This is a genomic window from Streptomyces sp. SDT5-1 (genome assembly GCF_052245995.1).
Taxonomy (GTDB): domain Bacteria; phylum Actinomycetota; class Actinomycetes; order Streptomycetales; family Streptomycetaceae; genus Streptomyces.
Genome location: NZ_CM125963.1, coordinates 8,532,065 through 8,554,275, shown reverse-complemented (window position 1 = coordinate 8,554,275; position 22,211 = coordinate 8,532,065). Strand labels below are relative to the sequence as shown.

General features: G+C 73.0%; 21 protein-coding genes. 7 read left to right on the top strand and 14 right to left on the bottom strand.

The window, feature by feature from the left end; genetic code table 11:
- Positions 1 to 14: 14 nt before the first annotated feature.
- Both ACTWJ8_RS39425 and ACTWJ8_RS39420 read right to left on the bottom strand, forming a co-directional pair.
- The gene (locus ACTWJ8_RS39425) at positions 15 to 1,481 is read right to left on the bottom strand and encodes an amidase (RefSeq protein ID WP_443262203.1); all 1,467 of its coding nucleotides are present in this window, start codon (positions 1,479 to 1,481) and stop codon (positions 15 to 17) included.
- Positions 1,478 to 2,485: a D-2-hydroxyacid dehydrogenase gene (locus ACTWJ8_RS39420; RefSeq protein WP_443262202.1), complete on the bottom strand. Its 1,008-nt coding sequence runs from the start codon at positions 2,483 to 2,485 to the stop codon at positions 1,478 to 1,480. The genes ACTWJ8_RS39425 and ACTWJ8_RS39420 overlap by 4 nt, the downstream gene beginning before the upstream one ends.
- Before the next feature lie 369 nt (positions 2,486 to 2,854).
- Between ACTWJ8_RS39420 and ACTWJ8_RS39415 the strand changes: the two genes are divergently transcribed.
- From ACTWJ8_RS39415 to ACTWJ8_RS39395, 5 genes are all read left to right on the top strand, one after another.
- A complete protein-coding gene (locus ACTWJ8_RS39415; RefSeq protein WP_443262201.1) occupies positions 2,855 to 3,739 on the top strand; it encodes a maleate cis-trans isomerase family protein in 885 nt (294 codons plus the stop codon).
- Positions 3,740 to 3,854: 115 nt separating this feature from the next.
- A complete protein-coding gene (locus ACTWJ8_RS39410; protein WP_443265136.1) occupies positions 3,855 to 4,616 on the top strand; it encodes a maleate cis-trans isomerase family protein in 762 nt (253 codons plus the stop codon).
- 37 nt (positions 4,617 to 4,653) lie between these two features.
- Positions 4,654 to 5,355 (top strand): GntR family transcriptional regulator, encoded by a 702-nt coding sequence (locus ACTWJ8_RS39405; protein ID WP_356385160.1) that lies wholly within the window; start codon positions 4,654 to 4,656, stop codon positions 5,353 to 5,355.
- Between the two features lie 269 nt (positions 5,356 to 5,624).
- Positions 5,625 to 7,919, top strand: coding sequence for a DHA2 family efflux MFS transporter permease subunit (locus ACTWJ8_RS39400; protein WP_443265134.1), 2,295 nt, complete (start codon positions 5,625 to 5,627; stop codon positions 7,917 to 7,919).
- A gap of 145 nt (positions 7,920 to 8,064) precedes the next feature.
- A complete protein-coding gene (locus ACTWJ8_RS39395) occupies positions 8,065 to 9,024 on the top strand; it encodes an Lrp/AsnC family transcriptional regulator (RefSeq protein WP_356385155.1) in 960 nt (319 codons plus the stop codon).
- Here ACTWJ8_RS39395 and ACTWJ8_RS39390 read toward each other — a convergent pair.
- The 10 genes from ACTWJ8_RS39390 to ACTWJ8_RS39345 form a co-directional block, all read right to left on the bottom strand.
- The gene (locus tag ACTWJ8_RS39390) at positions 9,002 to 10,267 is read right to left on the bottom strand and encodes an MFS transporter (protein WP_356385152.1); all 1,266 of its coding nucleotides are present in this window, start codon (positions 10,265 to 10,267) and stop codon (positions 9,002 to 9,004) included. The genes ACTWJ8_RS39395 and ACTWJ8_RS39390 overlap by 23 nt on opposite strands.
- A 37-nt stretch (positions 10,268 to 10,304) precedes the next feature.
- Entirely contained in the window at positions 10,305 to 10,961 is a 657-nt protein-coding gene (locus ACTWJ8_RS39385; RefSeq protein WP_443262200.1) for a GntR family transcriptional regulator, read from the bottom strand.
- Between the two features lie 67 nt (positions 10,962 to 11,028).
- Positions 11,029 to 11,655: an endonuclease gene (locus ACTWJ8_RS39380; protein ID WP_443265132.1), complete on the bottom strand. Its 627-nt coding sequence runs from the start codon at positions 11,653 to 11,655 to the stop codon at positions 11,029 to 11,031.
- Between the two features lie 23 nt (positions 11,656 to 11,678).
- The gene (gene ligD / locus ACTWJ8_RS39375; protein ID WP_356385146.1) at positions 11,679 to 12,683 is read right to left on the bottom strand and encodes a non-homologous end-joining DNA ligase; all 1,005 of its coding nucleotides are present in this window, start codon (positions 12,681 to 12,683) and stop codon (positions 11,679 to 11,681) included.
- Entirely contained in the window at positions 12,680 to 13,294 is a 615-nt protein-coding gene (locus ACTWJ8_RS39370) for a DNA polymerase ligase N-terminal domain-containing protein (protein ID WP_443262199.1), read from the bottom strand. Before ACTWJ8_RS39370 ends, ligD begins: the two co-directional genes overlap by 4 nt.
- Before the next feature lie 96 nt (positions 13,295 to 13,390).
- On the bottom strand, positions 13,391 to 14,107 hold the full coding sequence (locus tag ACTWJ8_RS39365; RefSeq protein WP_443262198.1) for an MIP family channel protein: 717 nt from the start codon (positions 14,105 to 14,107) through the stop codon (positions 13,391 to 13,393).
- Between the two features lie 132 nt (positions 14,108 to 14,239).
- Positions 14,240 to 14,800 carry a helix-turn-helix domain-containing protein gene (locus ACTWJ8_RS39360; RefSeq protein ID WP_443262197.1) on the bottom strand — a complete coding sequence of 187 codons (561 nt, stop codon included), beginning with the start codon at positions 14,798 to 14,800 and terminating at the stop codon, positions 14,240 to 14,242.
- Positions 14,797 to 16,305 carry an MFS transporter gene (locus tag ACTWJ8_RS39355; RefSeq protein WP_443262196.1) on the bottom strand — a complete coding sequence of 503 codons (1,509 nt, stop codon included), beginning with the start codon at positions 16,303 to 16,305 and terminating at the stop codon, positions 14,797 to 14,799. Before ACTWJ8_RS39355 ends, ACTWJ8_RS39360 begins: the two co-directional genes overlap by 4 nt.
- Before the next feature lie 59 nt (positions 16,306 to 16,364).
- Complete coding sequence (locus ACTWJ8_RS39350) at positions 16,365 to 17,447, bottom strand: sensor histidine kinase (RefSeq protein ID WP_443262195.1); 1,083 nt, start codon at positions 17,445 to 17,447, stop codon at positions 16,365 to 16,367.
- Positions 17,440 to 18,129 carry a response regulator transcription factor gene (locus ACTWJ8_RS39345; protein WP_356385130.1) on the bottom strand — a complete coding sequence of 230 codons (690 nt, stop codon included), beginning with the start codon at positions 18,127 to 18,129 and terminating at the stop codon, positions 17,440 to 17,442. The genes ACTWJ8_RS39350 and ACTWJ8_RS39345 overlap by 8 nt, the downstream gene beginning before the upstream one ends.
- 87 nt (positions 18,130 to 18,216) lie before the next feature.
- Here ACTWJ8_RS39345 and ACTWJ8_RS39340 point away from each other — a divergent pair, with 87 nt between their 5' ends.
- Positions 18,217 to 18,897 carry a M15 family metallopeptidase gene (locus tag ACTWJ8_RS39340; protein WP_443262194.1) on the top strand — a complete coding sequence of 227 codons (681 nt, stop codon included), beginning with the start codon at positions 18,217 to 18,219 and terminating at the stop codon, positions 18,895 to 18,897.
- Positions 18,898 to 18,917: 20 nt separating this feature from the next.
- Positions 18,918 to 19,916, top strand: coding sequence for an endonuclease/exonuclease/phosphatase family protein (locus ACTWJ8_RS39335; protein ID WP_443265130.1), 999 nt, complete (start codon positions 18,918 to 18,920; stop codon positions 19,914 to 19,916).
- 125 nt (positions 19,917 to 20,041) lie between these two features.
- Here the strand turns inward: ACTWJ8_RS39335 and ACTWJ8_RS39330 are convergent, their stop codons facing one another.
- Together ACTWJ8_RS39330 and ACTWJ8_RS39325 are read right to left on the bottom strand one after the other, a co-directional pair.
- Positions 20,042 to 21,124, bottom strand: a complete 1,083-nt coding sequence (locus ACTWJ8_RS39330; RefSeq protein WP_356385121.1) for a tartrate dehydrogenase — start codon at positions 21,122 to 21,124, stop codon at positions 20,042 to 20,044.
- Between the two features lie 163 nt (positions 21,125 to 21,287).
- Entirely contained in the window at positions 21,288 to 22,193 is a 906-nt protein-coding gene (locus ACTWJ8_RS39325; protein WP_356385118.1) for a LysR family transcriptional regulator, read from the bottom strand.
- Positions 22,194 to 22,211: the final 18 nt, after the last annotated feature.

Genomic DNA, 22,211 nt, shown 5'->3' with positions numbered 1-22,211 from the left:
GGTGGGCCCGTGCCTCAGCCGACCGGCGCCGTGTCCACCACCCCGGAGCCGCGCAGGGCGGCGTGCAGGACCGCGGAGGCGCGCAGCACCAGTTCGTCGCCGTGGCGCGCGGCGACGAGTTGGGCGCCCACCGGCAGGCCCGCGCTCGTGACCCCGCAGGGCACCGTGGAGGCGGGCTGCTGCGTCAGGTTGAAGGGGTACGTGAACGGGGTCCAGCCGGTCCACCGCCGGTGGCCGCTGCCGGCCGGCACCTCGACGCCCGCCTCGAACGCCGGGATCGGCACGGCGGGCGTGAGCAGCAGGTCGTACGTCTCGTGGAAGCGGCCCATGAGCACGCCGAGCGCCATGCGCGTGTCGACGGCGCCCAGGTAGTCGAGCGCGCTCTTCGCGGCGCCCTCGCGGCACGCCTCCTGGAGCCCGGGGTCGAGCCGCGCGAACTGCTCGGCGTCCAGGTGCTCGACGACCTTGGCCGCGCCGGAGAACCACAGCGTGTGGTACGCGTCCACGGGGTCGCTGAAGCCGGGGTCGGCCTCCTCGACGTCAGCGCCGAGGTCGGCGAGGAGCCGGGCGACGGCGGCGACGCGCTCGGCGACCTGCGGGTCGACGGGGGCGTTCGCGAGGGTCGGGGCGTAGGCGATGCGCAGTCCGCGCAGCGAGCCGTCGGCGAGGGCCTCGACGACGGCTCCGCGGTAGCCGCGCCGTGGCGCGTCGAGGGCCGACCAGTCGCGGCTGTCGAAGCCGGTGATGGCGTCCATCAGGAGGGCGGCGTCCTCGACGGTGCGGGTCATGGGTCCGGCGTGCGCGAGGGTGCCGAAGGGGCTCGCCGGGTAGAGCGGGATCCGCCCGTACGTGGGCTTCATGCCGAAGATGCCGCAGAACGCCGCGGGGATCCGCACCGAGCCGCCGCCGTCGGTGCCGACGGACAGCGGGCCCATGCCGGCGGCGACGGCCGCGGCGCTGCCGCCGGACGAGCCGCCCGATGTGGTCGAGGGGTCCCACGGGTTGCGGGTGACGCCGGTGAGCGGGTTGTCGGTGACACCCTTCCAGCCGAACTCGGGCGTGGTCGTCTTGCCGACGAACACGGCGCCCTGGTCCCGCATCCGGGCGACGCACGGCGCGTCCTCGTCCCACGTCCGGTCGGCGGAGATCGTCAGGGAGCCGCGCAGCGTGGGGTGGCCCTTGGTGAGCATGAGGTCCTTGATGGACGTCGGCACACCGTCGAGAAGGCCGAGCTGCTCGCCGCGCCTCCGGCGCTCCTCGGCGGCCCGCGCCTGGGCGAGCGCCTCCTCGCGGTCGACCAGACAGAACGCGTTGACCTTGCTGTCCACGGCCTCGATGCGGTCGAGGACGGACTCGGTGGCCTCGACCGGCGACAGGTCGCCGCTCTCGTACGCGGCGAGCAGTTCGGTGGCGGTCAGGGCGTACGGCTCCTGCGGGGCGCCGACCGTGCCGGGGATGCCGCTGGTGGTGGTGCTGGTCATCGGGTGCCCTCCTCTGCCGCGGTGCGCGGGGCGTCCGCGACCGGTACGTAGCCCAGTTCCTTGTCCACGACGTTGCGCAGCGGGCGGCCCGCGCGCCAGCGCGTGAAGTTGTCGGCGAAGACCTCGGCGAGGTCGTCGAGCCAGGTGTCGGTGTCGGCCGACATGTGCGGGGAGACCAGCAGGTTCGGCGCGGACCACAGCGGGTTGTCGGCGGGCAGCGGTTCCTCGCGGAACACGTCGAGCGCCGCGCCACCCAGTTGGCCGTCCTCCAGGGCGGCGAGCAGGTCCTTCTCGACGACCATGGGGCCGCGCCCGACATTGACGAAGCGTGCGCCGCGCTTCATCCGGGCGAACGTCGCCGCGTCGAACAGGTCCTGCGTCTGTTCGGTCAGCGGGGCGGCGCACACCACCCAGTCGGCGCGCGCGAGCAGCTCGTCCAGCTCGTCGAACGCGTGCACGGTGCCGATCTCGGGGTCGTCGTCCCTGCGGGTGCGGCCGACGAGCTCGGTGTCGATGCCGAGCGCGCGCAGGGTGCGGACGACGGCCCGGCCGATGGGGCCGCCGCCGAGGACGACGGCGCGGGTGCCCCAGACGCGCTGGGTGACCCGGTGCTGCCAGACGCGGCCCTGCTGCCGTTCGTAGGTGCCGGCGAAGTCCTTGGCGAGGGCGATGATCTGGCCGGCGACGTACTCGGCGATGGGCTGTTCGAAGACGCCGCGCGAATTGGTGAGGATCGCGTCGGACTCGCGCAGAGCGGGGAACATCAGCCGGTCGACGCCCGCGCTCGCGGTGTGCACCCAGCGCGGGCCGCCGCGTTCCGGCCAGGCTCCGGGCAGCGCATCGGTGCCGAACTCCCACACCAACAGCGCGTCGGCGTGCGGCAGTTCCGCGGCGAGCCGCTCCTCGGGGATGCAGACGAGCTCGGCGTGGGCGGCCACCTCCTCCAGGCCGCTCGGCCGGTGGTCGGCGAGCACCAGAACGCGGGATTTCTCGGTCTTCGGCACGGCGGTCCTTCGGGTCGCGCGACGGGCGCTGCGACGGTTGGAGCGGACGGTATGCGAGGTGCGGGTCGAGGGTTGACCATGGGGGGAACGAAAGCCCCATGAGGGCTGGGGAAGCGGCATCCCCTGGGCTGAACTTCCCGGCTCTTTACCGAGGCTTTCACCGTGATGAACGAGCCGCCCCTCGTAGGGGATTGACACGCTAAGCAGCCGATCTTTACGTTGTCAACAATCTACAGGCGAACCTCGGGCCCTCTCTGCTACCCGTGGACCGCCCGACCAAACACCCCCTCTGCACCACCTGCCATCACACGTCCACCTCAGGCGTACGGACCGCGGCCCGTACGCGTGCAGCCACGAAGGGGCCCTGCATTGGACATCACGACCTTCGGCGGACCTGTCCCGCAGCTCGGCATCGGCGTCGTCGCCCCGTTCGACTTCGCCCTCGATCGCGAGCTGTGGCGTTGGATCCCCGAGGAGATCTCCCTCCACCTGACGCGTACCCCGTACGTCCCCGTGGAGGTCAGCGTCGACATGGCCCGCTTGATCAGCGAGCACGAGACGCTGCACAACGCCGTCATGGCGCTCGACGCGGTCCGGCCCGCGTCCTTCGCGTACGCCTGCACGTCCGGGAGTTTCGTCGGCGGCACCGCGCACGAGCGCGCGATGTGCGCCTCCATGAGCGGGGCGGGCCGCGGCGTCCCGTCCGTGACCACGTCGGGGGCGCTGCTCGAGGCCCTGGCCGAGCTGGGGGCGGAACGGGTCAGCGTGATCACTCCGTACACGGCGTCGCTGACGGACTCGCTCGCGGACTTCCTCGGCGAGGCGGGCGTGGAGGTGGTCGGGCGTCAGTACATGGGCCTGACCGGGGAGATCTGGAAGGTCGGCTACCGCAATGTGGTGGAGCTGGCGCGTTCGGCGAACCTGACGCGGGCGGACTGCCTGTTCATCAGCTGCACGAACCTGGCGACGTACGACGTGATCCCGCAGCTGGAGGCGGAGCTGCGGATCCCGGTGATCTCGGCGAACCAGGTGACGATGTGGTCGGCGCTGCGGCACGCGGGCGCGAAGGCGTCGGGCGACTACCAGTCGCTGATCGACCCGGCGGCACGGGCGGCGCTCGCGCCGTACCAGCGGCGCCTGGAGCCCCCGCCGCCGGTGGCCGCGACGGCCGGGGACTGGGAGCGGCTCGCGGCGCCCGAGACGACGGCGGCCGCTCCCCCGGACGAGCCGGCCGCCGACCTCGATCTCGGCTGACGCAATGGCGGTGCCACGTGCGTGACACCGCCGCTCTTCCTACTGTCAACAATCTACATTTGACCGCACGCCCGGTACACTGCCTGCACGAAAGGACGTCAGACGTATGAGCGAGATGACCACCCGAGTCGGGTTCCTGTACCCCGGACACTCCGCCGAGGACGACTATCCGCGCCTCGAGCGGATGATCGGCGGCGGCGCCCGGCTCACGCTCGTCCACACGGACATCGGCGTGGACGCGCACCGGGTGGACGACCTCCTGGAGATGGGCTCCACGCACCGTCTCAAGGCGGCGCTCGGCGAGCTCCTGGCCCAGCCGCAGGACGTCGTCGTCTGGGCGTGCACCAGCGCCAGCTTCATCTTCGGTCCCGACGGCGCCCGCAAGCAGGTCGCCGAACTCGCCGAGGCGGCGGGCCTGCCGGTCGAGCGGGCCTCCTCCACGTCCTTCGCCTTCGCGCACGCCGTGCGGGCGCTCGGGGTGCGCCGTCTCGCGATCGCCGCGACGTACCCGGACGACGTCGCGGGCTACTTCGTACGGTTCCTGGAGCACCACGGCTCCGAGGTCGTCTCGGTGTCCGGGCAGGGCATCATCACCGCGGCCGAGGTCGGCACGCTGGGCCGCGAGCAGGTCCTCGACCTGGCGCGGGAGAACGACCACCCGGACGCCGAGGCGATCCTGCTGCCGGACACGGCGCTGCACAGCGCCGCCTGGCTCGACGACCTGGAGGAGGCGGTCGGCAAGCCCGTCCTGACCGCCAATCAGGTCACCGCGTGGGAGGGCCTGCGGCTCGCGGGCGACGAGGCGCCGCGCGAGGGCCTCGGCTCGCTGTTCCGGCTCTCCCGCAGTCCCCATGCCCCGACCCCCGCGGCCGTGTGAAGCGCCGGCCGCGCCGATGTAGAGGAACGAACTGAATATGGCCACTGCGAAGACGCTCAGACCGGTCAAGCGTGAACCCGCGGCGACCGTCATCGCCGCGCAGCTCACCGAAGCGATCATGGACGGCACCCTGGCGCCCGGCACCCAGCTCGGCGAGGCCGAGCTGGCGGGCCAGCTCGGCGTGAGCCGGGGCCCGCTGCGCGAGGCGCTCCAGCGCCTGGTGCAGCAGGGCATCGCCGTGAGCGCGCCGCACCGCGGCGTCTTCGTGACCCGCCTCGACGAGGACGACGTGCGCGACATCTACCTGGCGCGCACGGCCATGGAGTCGGCGGCGTGCCGTCTCGTGCTCCAGCAGGACCCGCAGTCGACGGCGAACCATCTGGAGAAGGCGCACCGCCGCATGGAGTCGGCGGCGCGCCGGGGCAACGACGCGGCGCTGAGCGCCGCCGACATGGACTTCCACCAGGTGCTCGTCGAGGAGTCCGGCAGTCCGCGGCTCCAGCGCATCGCTCAGACCCTGTTCGTGGAGACGCGGATGTGCCTGTCGGTCCTCACCGAGGACCACCCCGACCCGGACGCGCTCGTCGAGGAGCACGCGGAGCTGATCGAGGCGCTGCGCGACGAGGACGAGGAGCGACTCCTCACGCTTCTGGAGGCGCACATGCAGGACGCGGTCACCCGGCTCACGGGCGCGTCCGCGCAGGCGGTGCCCGCGGCCGCGGACGCCGCGGCGGGCTGACCCGCCCCGGCACACCAGGTAGGCGTACGGCCCCCGGCGACCCACCGCCGGGGGCCGTACGCGTACCTGTCGGAAATCCGGGAATCCGGCCACGTCGGCATCGGTTTTCCGGGGTTCGGCGACCCTGGCTGGCCTCGATGCCGCCCGAGGACGGACAGTGCACCGGTCGGGTGAGTCGAGCGCGGCGCGCGGCGCCGCAGGAGAGGGTTTTCGTGAACGTGGCGACAACGGCGAACGGAACACAGGAGCGGCGGGCCGTCACCCTCGTCATGGCCTGTGTCGGGGTGTTCGTCGCCTATCTGCCGGTGACCTCCGTGTCGGTGAGTCTTCCGGCGATCCAGCGGGCGCTCGGCGCGTCGACGTCCGAACTGTCGTGGGTGTCGGACGCCTTCGTGCTGCCGATGGCGGCGCTGATCCTGACGGCGGGCGTGTTCGGCGATGTGCACGGGCGCAAGAAGGTGTACCAGGCGGGTCTGGTGTTCACCGCCGTGGGCGCGGCGACGGCGCTGTGCGCGCAGTCGATCGAGGTGGTGTGGGCCGGTCAGGCGCTGGCCGGGATCGGCGCGGCGGCGCTGCTGCCGACGACGCTGGCGATGATCAGCCAGGCGGTGCCCGATCCGCGTGAGCGCGGCAAGTTCGTGGGCCTGTGGGCGTCGTCGCTGATGGGCGCGCTGGCCGTGGGGCCGCTCATCTCGGGTGTGATCCTCGACCACGCGGACTGGCGGTGGATCTACCTGCCGTCGATTCCGGTGGCGCTGCTCGCGATGGTCGTCGCGGCCGTGCTCGTGAAGGACTCGCGCGCCCCGCACGCCCGCGCGCTCGACTGGCCGGGGCAGATCACCGCGACGGTCGCGATCACGGCGCTCGTGTACGGGGTGATCGAGGGCGGCGCCGGATCGTTCTCGGACACCCGGGTGCTGGTGGCGCTGGGGCTCGCCGTGATGGGCCTGATCGCCTTCGTCGTGTTCGAACTGCGCAGCGCGAGCCCGATGCTGGATCTGAAGCTGTTCCGCAGCGCCGGGTTCAGCGCGACGACGGTGATCGCGATGATCACGTTCATGGGCCTCATCGGCTTCTTCTTCGTGCTCAGCCTCTACTTCGGGATGGTGCAGCAGCTCGGGACGCTGGAGGCCGGGTACCGGCTGCTGATGGTGACCGGAGTCTGCTTCTTCGTCGGTCCCGTGGCCGGGCGGATCATGCACCGGGTCTCGCCGCGCGTCCTGATCACCGTCGGTCTGCTGTGCGCGGCGGGCGCGCTGTTCGCGCTGACGTCGCTGACGGCCGACACCTCGTTCGGGCCGATGGCGTGGCGGCTCGCGCTGCTGGGGCTCGGCATGGGCCTGGTCGTCACCCCGATGACGGCGACCGCGGTGTCGTCGGTGCCGCACCACCTCGCGGGCATGGCCGCCGCGGGCAACAACGCGCTGCGGCAGGTGGGCGGCGCACTCGGCCCCGCCATCCTCGGGGCGCTGCTCACGTCGAAGTCCACCGGCGCGCTGTCGGGGCATCTGGCGGACGCCGGGGTCACCGGGGCGACGGCGGAGCGGATCGTGGGCGCCGCGGAGGCACAGGGGCTCGGGGCGGTCGCCCAGCTGGACCTCGGGGCGGGCCGTGGCCGTGCGCTCGGTGCGCTGTCGGAGTCGTTCCTCGACGGGATGCAGCTGTGCCTGATCGTGGCGGGTTCGCTGGCGGTGCTCGCGGCGCTGGTGGGTGTGGTGCTGCTGCGGCGTCCCAAGCCCGTCGTGGCCGCGCCGCGGCCCGCGGAGTCCGTCGAGGCCCGTGCGGCGGAACACGCCGACGAGCCCGCCCTGTCCGGCACCGTCCGCGACGCGACGGGCGCGGGCCTGGCGGGCGCCGTGCTCACCCTCATCTCCCCCACCGGTCAGCAGCTCGCCCGCGCGGTGGCCGGCTCCGACGGGCGGTACCGCGTGGCCGTCCCCGGCCCCGGCGCCCATGTCCTGATCACGACGGCGGACGGCCACCACCCGCACGCCTCGAACCTGATGCTCGGCGACGGTTCCGCCGCGCACGACGTCCTGCTGTCCGGCGCGGGCAGCCTCACCGGCAGGGTCGTCGGCGCCGACGACACCCGACCCGTCGCGCACGCCGTCGTCACGGTGACCGACGCGCGCGGCGACGTCCTGGCGACCGGTGTCACCGACGACACCGGGCACTACGCGTTCGGGGACGTCGCCGAGGGCGAGATCACCATCTCGGTGACCGCCGACGGCTTCCGGCCGACCGCCGTCGCGGCGCGGGCCGCGAAGTCCGCGACCGTCCAGCCGGACATCGCGCTGCGGCCCGGTGTCCGCCTCCAGGGGCAGATCCGTACGAAGGCGGGGCTGCGGCCGCTGTCCGACGCGCGCGTCACCTTGTTGGACGCGGCGGGGAACGTGGTGGGCACCTCGACCACCGGCTCCGACGGCGCGTACGCCTTCGGTGACCTGGACGCGGGCGAGTACTCGCTGGTCGCGAGCGGCTATCCGGCCTCGGCCCGTTCGGTGTCGGTGAACGGCCGCGCGGTGGACGACCTCGACCTGGATCTGGCGCACCCGCACGCCTGAGCCGTCGGACGCAGTGAGCCCGGGACCGCCTGACGCGGTCCCGGGCTCGTCGCTTGTCCGCCGGTGCCGATGTCTCCCGACGCCGCTTGCTCCTTTACGATCACGCGTACGCCCACCCGTCACGCCCACGCCCCCGGAGCCGCACGTGCTCGACGCACTCGACCTGCAGTTGTTGCAGGCGTTGCAGCTCGACGGGCGGGCGCCGTTCAGCCGGATCGCGGGCGTGCTCGGGGTGTCCGACCAGACGGTGGCACGCCGCTTCCGTCGGCTGCGCGGGAGTGTCGGCCTGCGCGTCATCGGGGTCACCGACGACGCGCTGCTGGGGCGCAGCAGCTGGCTGGTCCGGCTGAGCTGCGCACCGGACGGCGCCGAGCAGCTGGCGGGCGCCCTCGCGCGGCGCCCCGACACGTCGTACGTGGGGCTGCTGTCGGGCGGCACGGAGGTGCTGTGCTCGATCAAGCCGCGCGGCGGCCAGGAGGACGAGCCGATCCTCGCCCGCCTCCAGCGCACACCGCTCGTCACGTCGGCGTCGGCGCAGTGCGTCCTGCACCCGTTCTACGGGGGTCCGGTCGGCTGGCTCAACAAGATCAACGCGCTGGACGCGGAGCAGGAGGCGGCGCTGCGGGTGCCTGCCGCGGAACCGGCCGCCCCTCCCCCGGCGCTCGACGACGTCGACGAGACACTCCTCGCGCTGCTGCGCCGCGACGGCCGGGTGGCGCTGACCGAGCTCCAGTCGGCGACCGGGCAGTCGGAGTCGGTGGTCAAGCGGCGCCTGGACCGGCTGCGGTCGAGCGGGGTCCTCTACTTCGACGTGCAGCACACGCACGAGCCGCTGGGGCGTTCTGTGATGGCGGCGCTGTGGCTGACCGTCGCCCCTTCCGCCCTGGCCGAGGTGGGCGAGTCGCTCGCGGCCCATCCCGAGGTGCGGTTCGCGGCGGCGGTGACGGGGGTGGCCGGGGTGTTCGCGGCGACCGTGCATCGCGACTCCCGCGAGCTCTACACGTATCTCAGCGAGGGCATCGGGGCGCTCTCCGGCGTGCGGTCCGTCGAGAGCGCCCTCTTCGTGCGCCAGGTCAAGCAGCTCACGTACGAGCCGGGGCGCTGACCTCCGGTGTCGCGCGCCGCCCGACGGTGACGAGCACCAGGCAGGCGAGGGCGACCACGGCGATCGCGGTCAGCATCACCGAGTACGGCAGCCACGCCGACAGCGTCGCGAGGACGGTCGGCAGCAGGAACCCGGAGTAGGCGAGGGTGTAGTAGACGCCGGTCAGGCCCGCGAGGTCGTCGGGCCCCGCCATCCGCTGGATCTCCAGGAGCCCGGAGACGACGGCGATGCCGTACCCGGCGCCGAGCGCGACGGCCGCCGCCGCGGCGAGCCACGGGGACAGGGCGGCGGAGTTCACGGCGCACAGCACGGTGCCGAGCAGCATCACGGACATGGCGGCGACCGGGGCTCGGCCGCTGCGCGGGCCCTTGCGGCTGTCGAGCTTCTTGGCGAGCGGCTGGACGGCGGCGCCGGTGCCGAGGGTCAGGACGGTGAGCCCGGTGGCGTAGGCGAGGCCCCAGTGCCCGACCCGGTTGTCGACGAGCTGCGGCATCACCGCGTAGGCGAGTCCGGCCGCGCCGAACACCCACGGCGCCATCGGGAGCACGACCCAGCGGAAGCGGCGGCGGGCCGGGGCGGGGACGCGCAGGTCGGCGGCGAGTGCGCGGAGCAGCGCGCCGGAGGAGCGGACCGCGGCCCGCGTCTCGGGGATGCGCAGCAGGAGCACGGGGACGGCGGCGGTGAGCAGGACGTGGACGACGTACGGCGTCACCATCGGCCAGGGGCCCCACTGGGCGAGGGCGCCGGCCACGCCCGCGCCGAGGGCGAATCCGGCGGTCTGGCACAGGGAGGCGCGGCGGGCGGCGGCGCCGCTGTCGGCTCCGGTGGACAGTTCCTTGACCCAGCTGCTGCCGACGGCCATGGCGATGCCGACGGCGACGCCGGTCATGAGGCGGCCGACGTAGATGGGCCAGGCGCTCTGCTCGCCGAAGCAGAGGACGAGGCTGGCGAGGATGGAGGCGAGGGTTCCGGCGATCATGACGGGCCGCCGGCCGCGCCGGTCCGATATCGGTCCCGCGAGCAGCAGTCCGGGCACGAGGCCGACGACGTACGCGCCGAGGAACGCGTCGACGCTGAGGGTCGAGTAGCCGCCGAGTTCGCGGTACATGAGCAGGAGCGGCGTGAACTGGTTGCCGCCCCAGCCGCAGACGAACATCGCGGCGGCGACGGTGCGCCACTGGCCGGGTCGGACGGGCGCGGCGGCGGGCTGGGCCGCCTGCCGCGTGGTGTGCGTGTCGAGCATCGTGAGGGCAGGGCTCTTTCGGGTGCGGGGGGGTCGTTCAGTGCTGGGGGCCGTGCGTCGCGGCGAGGTGGGCGCGCAGGGTGTCGGCGAACGCGGCGCCGTCCCTGGCGCCGAGGTGGCCGAGCAGCGCCTCGTGCTCGTCGGCGAGGCCGGGGAGCCGCTCGGGGCGGTGGCCGAGCGCGGAGACGCTCATGCGGCGCTGGCGGTCGCCGAGGGTTCCGTAGAAGCGGGCGGCGATGGCGTTCCCCGAGGCCTCGACGACGCCGCGGTGGAAGGCCTCGTCCGCGACGGCGAACGCGGCGACGTCCCCTTCGGCCGCCAGCTCCCGCTGCCGCGCGACGAGTTCACGCAGCCGCTCCTCGTGCTCGGGCGCGAGGCCGTCGCGGGCGATGCGTTCGGCTGCGGCCTGCTCGACGGCCTGCCGCATCTCCAGCACGTCGGCGGCCTCCCCCGGCGGCACGGGCACGACGACGGCGCCGCGCTTGGGATGCAGCGCCAGCAGCTCCTCCGACTCGAGCCGCAGGAACGCCTCGCGCACGGGCGTCCGGCTCACCTGTACGCGCTCGGCGATCTCGCCCTCACTGATGAGACTCCCACCGGGAAGCTCCCCGGTGAGGATCAGCTCCTTGGTGACGTCGTACACGGTGGTGGCGGCGGAGGCGGGTTTGGCCGGTGGGGGCTGGGTGCGAGACATGCCTGGACCCTAGCAGCATAGATACAAGCTTGTATCTATGCCCCCTGCCCTCTCGATCCTCCCGGTCTCAGGCCGCCCGCTCCAGGCACTCCTCCACCACGTGCTTGTCGAGGGCCGCGCGGACGAGGGCCGCGGAGAGTTCGGCTCGGGGGGTGTCGCCGGCGAGGCGCGTCAGGGTGCGCGGGTTCTTGGGGAGGCCGAGGCGTTCCGCGCCCTGGAGGGTCTTCGCGTCGAGGTAGGGGGCGTACTCGGGCCAGGTGTCCTGGACCTCGCGGAGGAAGATGTCCGCGCCCGTCGGGCCGAGGCCGGGGGTCTCGCGGAGGAGGGAGCGGACCTTCTTCTCGTCGCCGTCGGCCTCGTCGCGGAGCTTGCGCAGGTCCCCGGACCAGCGGTCGATGAGGAGTTCGGCGCCCTCGCCGAGCTGGGTGGCGGTGCGTTCGTCGTAGCGGCGGTAGCCGCCCTCGCCGAGGGCGTCGACGCGCTGCTGCCAGGTGGCGTCGGCCATGGAGCGCGGGTCGCGCAGCCCGGCGTCGTACAGGGCGCGGGTGGTGGCGACCGCGACCGAGGCCCGGATGCGGGCGCTGAGCAGGCTCGCGAGGACGAGCGTGCGGTAGAGGGGTTGCGGGGTGTTCTTGAGGCGGATGCCGGCCTCGGCCGCGTAGGTGGTGCCCTCGTGGTCGAGGAGGTCGCGCATCACGCTCTTGTTGCTTGCCTTGGTCACGGGTGCTCCCTGACGACGTCGGTGGGGTCCTTGTCGTCCCGCAGGCCCTGGTAGCGGGGGTGGCGCAGCATGCCGTCGCGGGTCCATTCGGAGAACTCGATCTGTGCGACGAGCCGGGGCTCCGCCCAGTGCGGGGTGCGTTCGGCGACGCGGTCGGCGAACGGTGAGCGGGACCGCTGGAGTTCGTCGAGCTGTTGACGCAGGGCTAGGAGGGTGCGGCGGTCGAAGCCGGTGCCGACCTTGCCCGCGTAGCGCAGCCGGTCGCCGTCGTAGTAGCCGATGAGCAGGGCGCCGATGCCCTCTCGGCTGCCGGTGGGTTCGGTGAAGCCGCCGACGACGAACTCCTGTCCGTGCGCGCACTTGAGTTTCAGCCAGTCGCCGGACCGGCGCGGCTGGTACGTGCTGTCGGCCCGCTTGGCGATCAGGCCCTCCCAGCCGCGCTTGCAGGCGTCGGCGAGGAGTTCGGCGCCGCCTTCGTTGCGGTGGGTGCTGAAGCGGAGCGGGTCGGTGAAGGTGACGGTGCGGCGCAGCAGGGACTTGCGGGTGCGCAGCGGGAGGCGGCGCACGTCGGCGCCGTCGACGCGCAGCAGGTCGAAGACGTAGTACTTCACGGCGACCGGGCTCGCGGCGACGTCGGCGGGCCGGGTGAGGCCCATGCGCTGCTGGAGGCGGGAGAAGTCGGTGCGGCCGTGCGCGTAGGCGACGATCTCGCCGTCGATCGTGAAGTCGGCGGCGTCCTGCGCGTCGAGGGCTTCGACGATCTCCGGGTACGTGGCGTCGAGCCGGCGTCCCGAGCGGGAGCGCAGGGTGGTGCGGCCGTTCTCGCGGACGGCGAGGACGCGGATGCCGTCGAGTTTGCGCTCGAAGATCCAGCCCTTGGCGAACTCGCGGCGGTCGCTGAGGGTCGCGAGCATCGGCGAGGCCGCGAGTTCGACTCCGGGTTTCGCGTCGTGGACGCGCTTCTCGAGCTCGGCCGGGAGGGTGTCCAGGAGTCCGGTCATGCGGTGTCACCGCCGTCGGCGTCGTCGGCGACCTGGCGCAGGGTGCGGCCGGTGCGGGCCGAGCGGGCGCGCCGCGGGTCGGGGGTGCCGCCGCTGCCGCCGCTGCCCTCGCGGACGAGGAGCCAGGTGGCCTTCTCCTCGCGGCCCTTGAAGCGGGTGAGGGCGTAGCGGCCGCGCAGCTTCTCGCCGTGCAGGTCGAACGTGGCGTGCCCGTTCTCCAGCGACTCGTCGAATGGTACGGGCCGTTTCTTCTTGTCGTGGCTCGCGGGCGTGTACGTGCCCTGGTCCCACACGATGACGGTGCCGCCGCCGTACTCGTCCGCGGGGATCACCCCTTCGAAGTCGCGGTAGTCGAGGGGGTGGTCCTCGGTGGGCAGGGCGAGTCGTTTGTCGTGCGGGTCGGTGGAGGGGCCCTTGGGCACGGACCAGGACTTGAGCACGCCGTCGACCTCCAGGCGGAAGTCGAAGTGCATGGTGCTCGCGTCGTGGATCTGCACGACGAACACGGGCTCGTCGTCGCCGCGGGGCGAGCCGCCGTCGCCGGACGGCTCGCTGGTGGAGTCGAAGTTCCGCTTGCCGCGGTAGGTCCGCAGCCGGTCCTTGTCGCTCACGGCCACTCCCTTCGGTCGGGGCCGGCGCTGTGCTGCCGCTCCTGCTCCGCCGGGGCCGGGTACCCGTGATCTTCACGGGCACACGCCGTGCGCGCGTCAGGCGGCGGACGCCTCGTCGGCGATGGTGCGCTCCTCGCCCGCGGGGTGGGTGAGCTGGTGGACGAGGGCCGCGATCACGCCGCCGACCAGCGGCGCGACGATGAACAGCCACAGCTGGGAGAGGGCGTCGCCGCCGGCGAAGAGCGCCGGGCCGAGGCTGCGGGCCGGGTTGACGGACGTGCCGGTGAGCGGGATGCCGACGAGGTGGATCACGGCGAGGGCGATGCCGATGGGCAGTCCGTCGAAGCCGACGACCGCGACCCGGTGGGTGACGCCGAGGACCACGAAGACGAGGAGGAAGGTCAGGACGACCTCGGCGAGGAACGCGCCGCCCATGTTGATGTGCACGTCGGACCGGTCGCCCCAGCCGTTGGAGCCGAACGCGCCGTCGGTCTTGAGGCCCGGCACCTGCTTGGCGAGCAGGAAGAGCAGGGCGGCGCCGACGATGCCGCCGACGAACTGGGCGATCCAGTAGCGGATGGCGGTGGCGACGTCGATGCGGCGGGCGCACAGCATGCCGAGGGTGACGGCCGGGTTGATGTGGCAGCCGGAGATGGGGCCGAGGGCGTACGCGAGCGCGAGCAGCGTGAAGCCGAAGGCGAGGGCGATGCCGAGGACGCCGATGAACTGCGCGCCGAGGACGGCGGATCCGACGGCGAAGAACACCAGCAGCAACGTGCCGAGAAACTCCGAAATGACAGCTCGGGTCTGCATCTCCTGCATCTCCACACCACCTCGAACGTACGGTCAGGTACTTGTGAGGCTCACGTAGCCGGACCGTCCGCGCAGAGCGAGGCGGTTTGGATACCGCCGTTCGGGTGAGATCCGGGGTGCGGGACGCGCGGATCAGGCGTCGCCCCACGCCTCCAGGAGTACGTCGACGACCTCGTCGAGGTCCGCGTCGGCCAGGTCGTCGAAGGCGCCGGAGTGCCGGGCGAGCAGCACGCCCGCGACGGAGGCGACGAGGACGTCGGCGCGCAGCCCCGCCCGGTCGCGGCCCTCGCGGGCGAAGCGCTCGCGGAGGGGTTCGACGAGCCGGGCCTGGAGGGCGGCGCGGGCCGCGTCCTGGGCGGCCTGGTCGGTGGAGGACTGCACGGCGACGCGCAGCAGCGGCACGGGGCCGCGCCGCTCCGCGCGTTCGGCGACCTCCCGCAGCCGGGGTTCGGTGAGCAGGTCGTCGGGTGCGGTGTCGCCGTGTTCGGCGTGCAGCACGGCGACGTAGAGGAGGGCCTTGCTGCCGAAGTAGCGGGAGATGAGGGCGGCGTCGACGCCGGCGCGCTCGCCGATCTCGCGGATGGTGGTGCGGTCGTAGCCGCGCTCGGAGAAGAGTTCCGTCGCCGCCCGCAGCAGCGCCTCGCGGCTGCGGGCGCTGTCGCGGCGGCGGTCGGGGGCGGCCGCGCCGGTCATGTGCGGCTCGGTTCGGTACGGGCCTCTGCGGGGGCGGTGGCCGCGACGACGGAGGGGCGGCGGGTGTGGCGGCGGGTGAGCGCCACGGCGATGACGCCCGTGGCGAGGAAGGCGGCGCAGCCGACGAGGCCCGCGTTGCGGTAGCCGTCGTTCGTGGGCAGGTCGGCGCCCGGGGCGGTGGATGCCTGGAGGACGACGGCGCTGAGCGCGCTGCCTGTCGAGTAGCCGATGTACTTCACGACCTGATTGAAGCTCATGGCGCTGCCGGTCTCCGCGGCGGGCACGCCGCCGACGATGAGTCCGGGCGTGACGGCGAAGGTGACGCCGACGCCGAGTCCCGCGAGCGCCATCATCGCGCCGATGCCCCAGAGGCTGGAGCGGGCGAGCAGGAAGCAGACGAGGGAGCCGAGCGAGAGCAGGCAGCCGAGCGGCAGCATCCGCGCGGGCGTCGCGGCCCGCCCCATGGCGCGTACGAGGCGTCCGGTGACGAGGCTGGCGGCGGAGAACGGGACGAGGAGCAGGCCGGTGACGACGATGGACGCGCCGAAGCCGTAGCCGCCGGACTCCGGGGTCTGGACGTACCGGGTGACGAGGGAGATCAGCAGGTAGGTGCCGACGCCGCCGACCATGGTGGTGAGGTTGGCGACGAGGACGCCGCGGTCCTTGACGAGGCGGACGCGGACGAGGGGGTGCGTGGAGCGCAGCGAGTGGGCGATCCAGCCGCCGAGCAGCACCACGGCGCCGACCGCGAGGGCGAGGAGCGGCGCGGAGCCCCAGCCCCACCGCTCCCCTTCCGCGAGTGCGAGGAGCAGCGCGGCCATGCCGCCGGCGAGCAGCAGTGCTCCCGGATAGTCCATGGGTGTGCTGGGCCGGTGCGGAGGCTTGGGCACGACGATCAGGGTGGCGAGGAACGCGACGGCGGCGGTGACCAGGGCGAACCAGAACCCGGCGGACATGCCCAGGTATTCGGCGAACAGGCCGGTGATCGGGTAGCCGAGGCCGATGCCCGCCGCGGTGGTGAGGGACAGCGTGGTCACCGCGCCGCGTGCCTTGTGCGGGGGCAGCGCGTCGCGGGCGGTGGCGATGGCCAGCGGTACGAGTCCCATGCCGACGCCCTGCAACGCCCGGCCCACGAGGAGGCAGGCGAACCCGAGGGGCAGGGCGGCGAGCAAGCTGCCGAGGAAGACGGCGCCGAGCCCCGAGAGGATGACGCGCTTGCGGTGCGGCCCGTCGCCGAGCCGTCCCATGACGGGGGTCGCGATGGCGCCGACCAGCATCGTGACGGTGAGCGCCCACTGCGCGGTGGAGACGGCGACGTGGTCCTCCGCGGCGATGGTCGGGATGAGCGGCGCGCCGAGGCTGCTGACGACGGCGACGAGCATGCCGAGGCCGACCAGGACCGGGACGAGGGCGCGGGGGTGACGGAGCCGAGGAGCGGAGGTGGGGGCGGACGCTGGTATGGAGGGCTGCACGAATTTCCCGTTCATGTCATCAAGCGATGTCATCGCATGATGACACGGTGACCTGGGGTTCCTTGAGCGGGAGCGGATTCTGGTGGCCGAGGTCACACGGCGGCGGCCGGGAGTTCGACGGTGACGCGCAGGCCGCCGGACGGGCGCGGGGTGAGGGTGAGGGTGCCGTCGTGGGCGCGGGTGAGGGACTGGACGATGGCGAGTCCGAGGCCGACACCGTGGTGGTCGGCGCGGACGCGTTCGGTGCCGCGCTGGAAGGGTTCGGTGAGCGTGGCGACCAGGTCGGGGGACAACGTCTCGCCCGTGTTCTCGACCGTCAGCACCGCCGTGCCGGGGCGGACGCCGGTGGTGATCACAACGGTTCCCCGCTCGGGCAGGTTGTGGACGATCGCGTTGTGCACGAGGTTGGAGGCCAGTTGCAGCAGGAGGGGCTGCGAACCGGACGCGCGAGCTATGTCGCCGCGGGTCTCCAGGGTGACGCCGCTCTTCTCCGCGAGCGGGAGGAGCGTCTCGACGGCTTCCTCCGCCAGGAGGGAGAGGTCGACGTCCTCGCGGGTGAAGGCGCGCTGTTCGGCGCGGCTGAGCAGGAGCAGGGACTCGGTGAGGTCGATCGCGCGGGTGTTGACGGCGCTGAGCCGGTCGACGAGTTCCTCGGTGTTCCGGTCCGGATCGGCGCGGGCCACGTCGAGGAGCGACTTCGACACGGCGAGCGGGGTGCGCAGCTCGTGGGAGGCGTTGGCGGCGAAGCGCCGCTGTTCGGCGACGTGGGCTTCGAGGCGCGTGAGCATGGTGTCGAAGGCGTCGGCGAGCTCGCGGAACTCGTCCTGGCGTCCGGGCAGCCGGATGCGGTGGGACAGCGACCCGTTCGCGGCCGTGCGGGTGGCTTCGGTGATGCGGTCCAAGGGGGCGAGCATGCGGCCGGCGAGGAGCCACCCTCCCAGCAGGCCGAAGACCAGCAGGAACACCATCACCCCGGCCGCCAGCGGGGCGAATCCGCGGACGAAGGTGGTGCCGGGACTCACGCGCCAGGCGCCGTACTCGTTGGTCTGCAGCCACCCCTCGCGGACGAAGAAGAACCCCACGGCGGCGAGCAGCAGACCGCCGGCGAGCATGAGGAATCCGGCGTAGCTCAGGGTGAGCTTGAGGCGGACGCTCAGTCCGCGCTTCCTAGGCACGGTCCCTGCCCTCGCCCGGCGGGCGCGCGTCGATGCGGTAGCCGACGCCCGGCACGGTGGCGATGATCCAGGGTTCGCCGAGCCGTTTGCGCAGGGCGGACATGGTGATGCGGACGGCGTTGGTGAAGGGGTCGGCGTGCGCGTCCCAGGCCCGCTCCAGGAGTTCCTCTGCGCTGACGACGCCGCCCTCGGCCGCCACGAGGACTTCGAGCACGGCGAACTGCTTCCTGGTCAGGGCCACGAACCGGCCGTCCCGGTAGACCTCCCTGCGGAACGGGTCGAGGCGCAGGCCCGCGATCTCCCGCACGGGCGGTCTGCTGTGGCCGCGCCTGCGGTCGAGGGCGCGGAGCCTCAGCACGAGTTCCTGGAGCTCGAACGGCTTGGTCAGGTAGTCGTCGGCGCCGAGTTCGAAGCCGGTGGCCTTGTCGTCGATGCGGTCGGCGGCGGTCAGCATGAGGATCGGCATGCCGCTGCCGGACGCGACGATGCGCCGGGCGATCTCGTCCCCGTTCGGCCCGGGGACGTCCCGGTCGAGGACGGCGATGTCGTACGTGTTGACGTTCAACAGCTCCCAGGCGGTGTCTCCGTCCCCCGCGACGTCGGCGGCGATCGCCTCCAGGCGCAGCCCGTCGCGCACGGCCTCCGCCAGATACCGCTCGTCCTCCACAATCAGCACACGCATGCCGCTCACGCTACGAGCCGCGACGTATCGGCGGCATATCGAAAAGCGCAGACGCCGTGGCAACATCCCGCCGCCTTGACTGGCGGCATGACTCGTACACCCGTGACCAGCGGAATGACGCCCGCGTCCAGGGCTCGCCGGAGGCGTCCGGCGCTCCTCGCCGTCGGCCTCCTCGTCGCCGCGGCCGTGATCGCCACGGTCGTCGGCCTCCAGTCGCCGAGGTCCTCATCGGCCTCGCCGCCGACGAAGGCGCCCCCTTCGCCTTCTGTCGCCTCCGTGCCCGATGCCATGGGCTCGCGCCACCGGGACCGTCTCGGCGAGGCCGACGGCGTGGTCCCCGACGACGTGACGGTCTTCGACGACAGGACCCCGGCCGTCGGCAGGCTCGACCCGGACCTGCTCACGGCCCTGCGCCGGGCGGCGACGGACGCCTCGGACGACGGTGTCACGTTCCACGTCAACAGCGGCTGGCGCTCCCCCGAGTACCAGAACCGGCTGCTCGCCGAGGCGGTCTCCCGGTACGGCTCCGAGGCCGAGGCCGCCCGATGGGTGGCCACCGCCGACACGTCCCCGCACGTGTCGGGCGACGCGGTCGACATCGGCCGCTCCGACGCGACGTCGTGGCTGTCCGAGCACGGCGCCGCGTACGGGCTCTGCCGGATCTACGTCAATGAGCCCTGGCACTACGAACTCCGGCCCCAGGCCGCCGACCACGGCTGCCCGGCCCCCTACGCCGACCCCACCGAGGACCCGAGGACGCGGACATGACCGACACCAAGCACGCACGCATGAGCCGGTCGCTCCGTGCCCTCTCCCGGCCCGGCCCCTGGCGGCGCGGCCGGCTGCTCGCGGCCCTCGCCCTGCTGCTCGGACTGCTGCTTCTGCTGCACGCACGGGTCCCGGACCGCGGGGGTCTCGGGAGCCTGCTGGACACGTTTCTGCCGTGGTTCGGCCTCTTGGTGCCGGTGCTGCTCATCGGTGCGCTGTGGCGGCGGTCGGCCTCCGCGGTGGTGGCGGTGCTGCTGCCGGCCGTGGCGTGGACCGGCCTGTTCGGCGGTGTCCTCGGCGACAAGGCGCAGGCGGCCGACAGCGACCTCACCGTCGTCACCCACAACGTCGGCGCCGCCAACCGCGATCCGGCGGGCACGGCCCGCGCCCTGGCGGCCTCCGGAGCCGATGTGCTCGCGCTCGAGGAGATCACGGCGCAGGCCCGGGGCGCGTACGAGAAGGCGCTCGCCGACACGTATCCGCACCACGCGGTGCTGGGGACGGTCGGGCTGTGGAGCAGACTGCCGCTGTCGGACGTCGAGCCGGTGGACACGGCGATGGACGCCGGACCGCTCGGGGCCGCCAAGTCGGCCGCCGAGAAGCTGCCCTCCAACCGGGCGCTGCGGGCCACCGTCACCACGGACGAAGGGCCGGTCGCGGTGTACGTCGCGCACCTGGGGTCGGTGCGCGTGATGCCGCGCGGTGGCTTCTGGACGGACAGCAGGGACCGCAACGCGCGGGCACTGGCGGCGACGATCGCGGCGGAGGACAGCAAGCGGGTCGTGCTGCTCGGCGATCTGAACGGCAGCACGGACGACCGGGCGCTGGCCGGGCTCACGTCGCGGTTGCGCTCGGTCCAGGACGAGGCGGGCGACGGCTTCGGCTTCAGTTATCCGGCGGACTTCCCGGTGGTGCGGATCGACCAGATCCTCGTGCGGGGTGTCACCGCGGACCGTTCGTGGGTGCTGCCCGCGACCGGCAGCGACCATCGGCCGGTGGCGGCGGGGGTGAGTTGGTAGGAGTCGGCGTGGGCCGGTCCCCTCTCGGCGAAAGGGGGCCGGCCCACGGGTGGCCGCTGCGGAGCGGCCGTCCCGGTCGGTCGGCGCGACCCGATGACCGGCCGGGAACAGCTGTGGCCAGGCGGTCAGTTGGCCAGCGCGTCGATCAGCGCCTTGGTGACGTCGTCGGTGGTGGCCGTGCCGCCGACGTCGCGGGTGAGGATGCCGGAGCCGGTGACGGTCTCGATGGCCTTGTCGAGGCGGGCGGCCTGGTCGGGCAGGCCGAAGTGCTCCATCATCAGCGCGGCGCTGCCGACCGCGCCGATCGGGTTGGCCAGGCCCTGCCCGGCGATGTCGGGCGCCGAGCCGTGCACCGGCTCGAACATGCTCGGGAAGCGCCGCTCGGGGTTGAGGTTGGCGCTGGCGGCGAGGCCGAGGCTGCCGGCCAGGGCGCTGCCCAGGTCGGACAGGATGTCGGCGTTGAGGTTCGAGGCCACGACCACCGACAGGTCCTCGGGCTTGAGCACGAACTTCGCCGACATCGCGTCGACCAGCACGCTCTCGGTCTCCACGTCGGGGTACTCGGCGGCGACGCGCTTGAACACGTCGTCCCACAGCACCATTCCGTACTGCTGCGCGTTGGACTTGGTCACCGAGGACACCTTGCGGCGCGTGCGGGTGCGGGCCAGGTCGAAGGCGAAGCGGATGATGCGCTCGCAGCCCACCTCGGTGAACAGCGAGGACTGCACGGCCACTTCGCCGCCCTCGCCGCGCCCGGACAGGTTGCGGCCGCCGAGACCGGCGTACTCGCCCTCGCTGTTCTCGCGGACGACGACCCAGTCGAGTTCGGTGTCGTCGGCCTTGCGCAGCGGGCTGACCACGCCGGGCAGGAAGTGCACCGGGCGGACGTTGGCCCACTGGTCGAAGTTCTGGCAGATCTTGAGGCGCAGGCCCCACAGGCTGACGTCGTCGGGGACGGAGGGCCAGCCGACGGCGCCGAAGTAGATGGCGTCGAAGTCCTTGAGCCGCTCCAGGCCGTCGTCGGCCATCATCTTCCCCGTACGGGCGTAGTAGTCGCAGCCCCAGTCGAACTCCTCCCAGTCGAAGGCGAACGCGCCGTCGGAGCCCGCGGCGAGGGCGTCGAGGACGGCGCGGCCCGCCGCCACGACCTCGGTGCCGACCCCGTCGGCGGGGATGGCGGCGATACGGAAGGTGCGCAGCTCGGACACGGGGACCTCCAGGGGAGACGGGACACGCCCGTGCTCAAGGGAGCCTGGCCGGGCGGTGGTTGATGTGATCCCGAGTCAACAGGTCGCCGCGCGGAGCGTCCAAGACATGCTTCCGATGCGACTCATAGGCGCGTCCGATGGGTGCCGTGCCGGCGGCGCGGGTCTACGCCGACGGGGTCCGTGCCCTGCGTTCGGCGAGGGATCGCGTCAGTTCCAGGAAGGCCCGCGCGCCGGGGGTGAGGTGTGCGGGCAGGCTGATCATGGCGACGTGCAGATGGGTCGTCGGCACGAGCGAGGCGACCGCGAGGCCGCAGCGGCGGGCGAGCCGGGTCCAGGCGGCGGGCAGCACGGCGACGCCGACGCCCGTGAGCACCAGCGGGAGGATCGAGGTGCGGTGGTCGACGACGGCGACGATCTCGGTGTCGCCGCCGCGGGCGGTGATGTCGTCGACGATGCTGCGCATGAGGCTGCCGGGCCGGGACGCGATCAGCTTGTGTCCTGCCAGGTCCTGGGGGTGCAGGGCGGCGCCGTCGGCGAAGGGCCCGTCGGCCGCGCCGACGACCACGAACGGCTGCTCCTCGATGGCCAGGATGTCGATGCCGGGCGCGCTCACCGGCTTGTCGGCGCCGAGCAGCCCCAGCTCGCAGGCGCCGCTGCGGACCAGTTCGACGGTCTCCTCGGGGGTGAAGGCGGCGCGGGTGGTGACGGTGACGTCGGGGTGCAGCTGGGCGAAGCGGTGGATCAGCGTCGTCATGGGCTCGATGCCGGGCGAGGGCATGGTGGCGACTTCCACGGTGCCGCTGCCGAGGCCGGTGAGGGCGGCGGCCCGTTCGCGTACGGCGGCGAGGTCGCGGAGGACGCGGCGGCTCGGTTCGAGGAGTTCGGCGCCGGCCTCGCTGAGGACGACGCCGCGGCCCATCCGGTGGAAGAGCGAGACCCCGAGGTCCGCCTCCAGGTTCGCCATGGCCTGCGACAACGACGGCTGCGCCACGTGCAGCGCGGCGGCGGCCCTGCTGAAGCCGCCGTGCTCCACGATGGCGAGAAAGTACTGAAGCTGCCGCGCGTCCATCCTGCCTCCTCCGCCTGC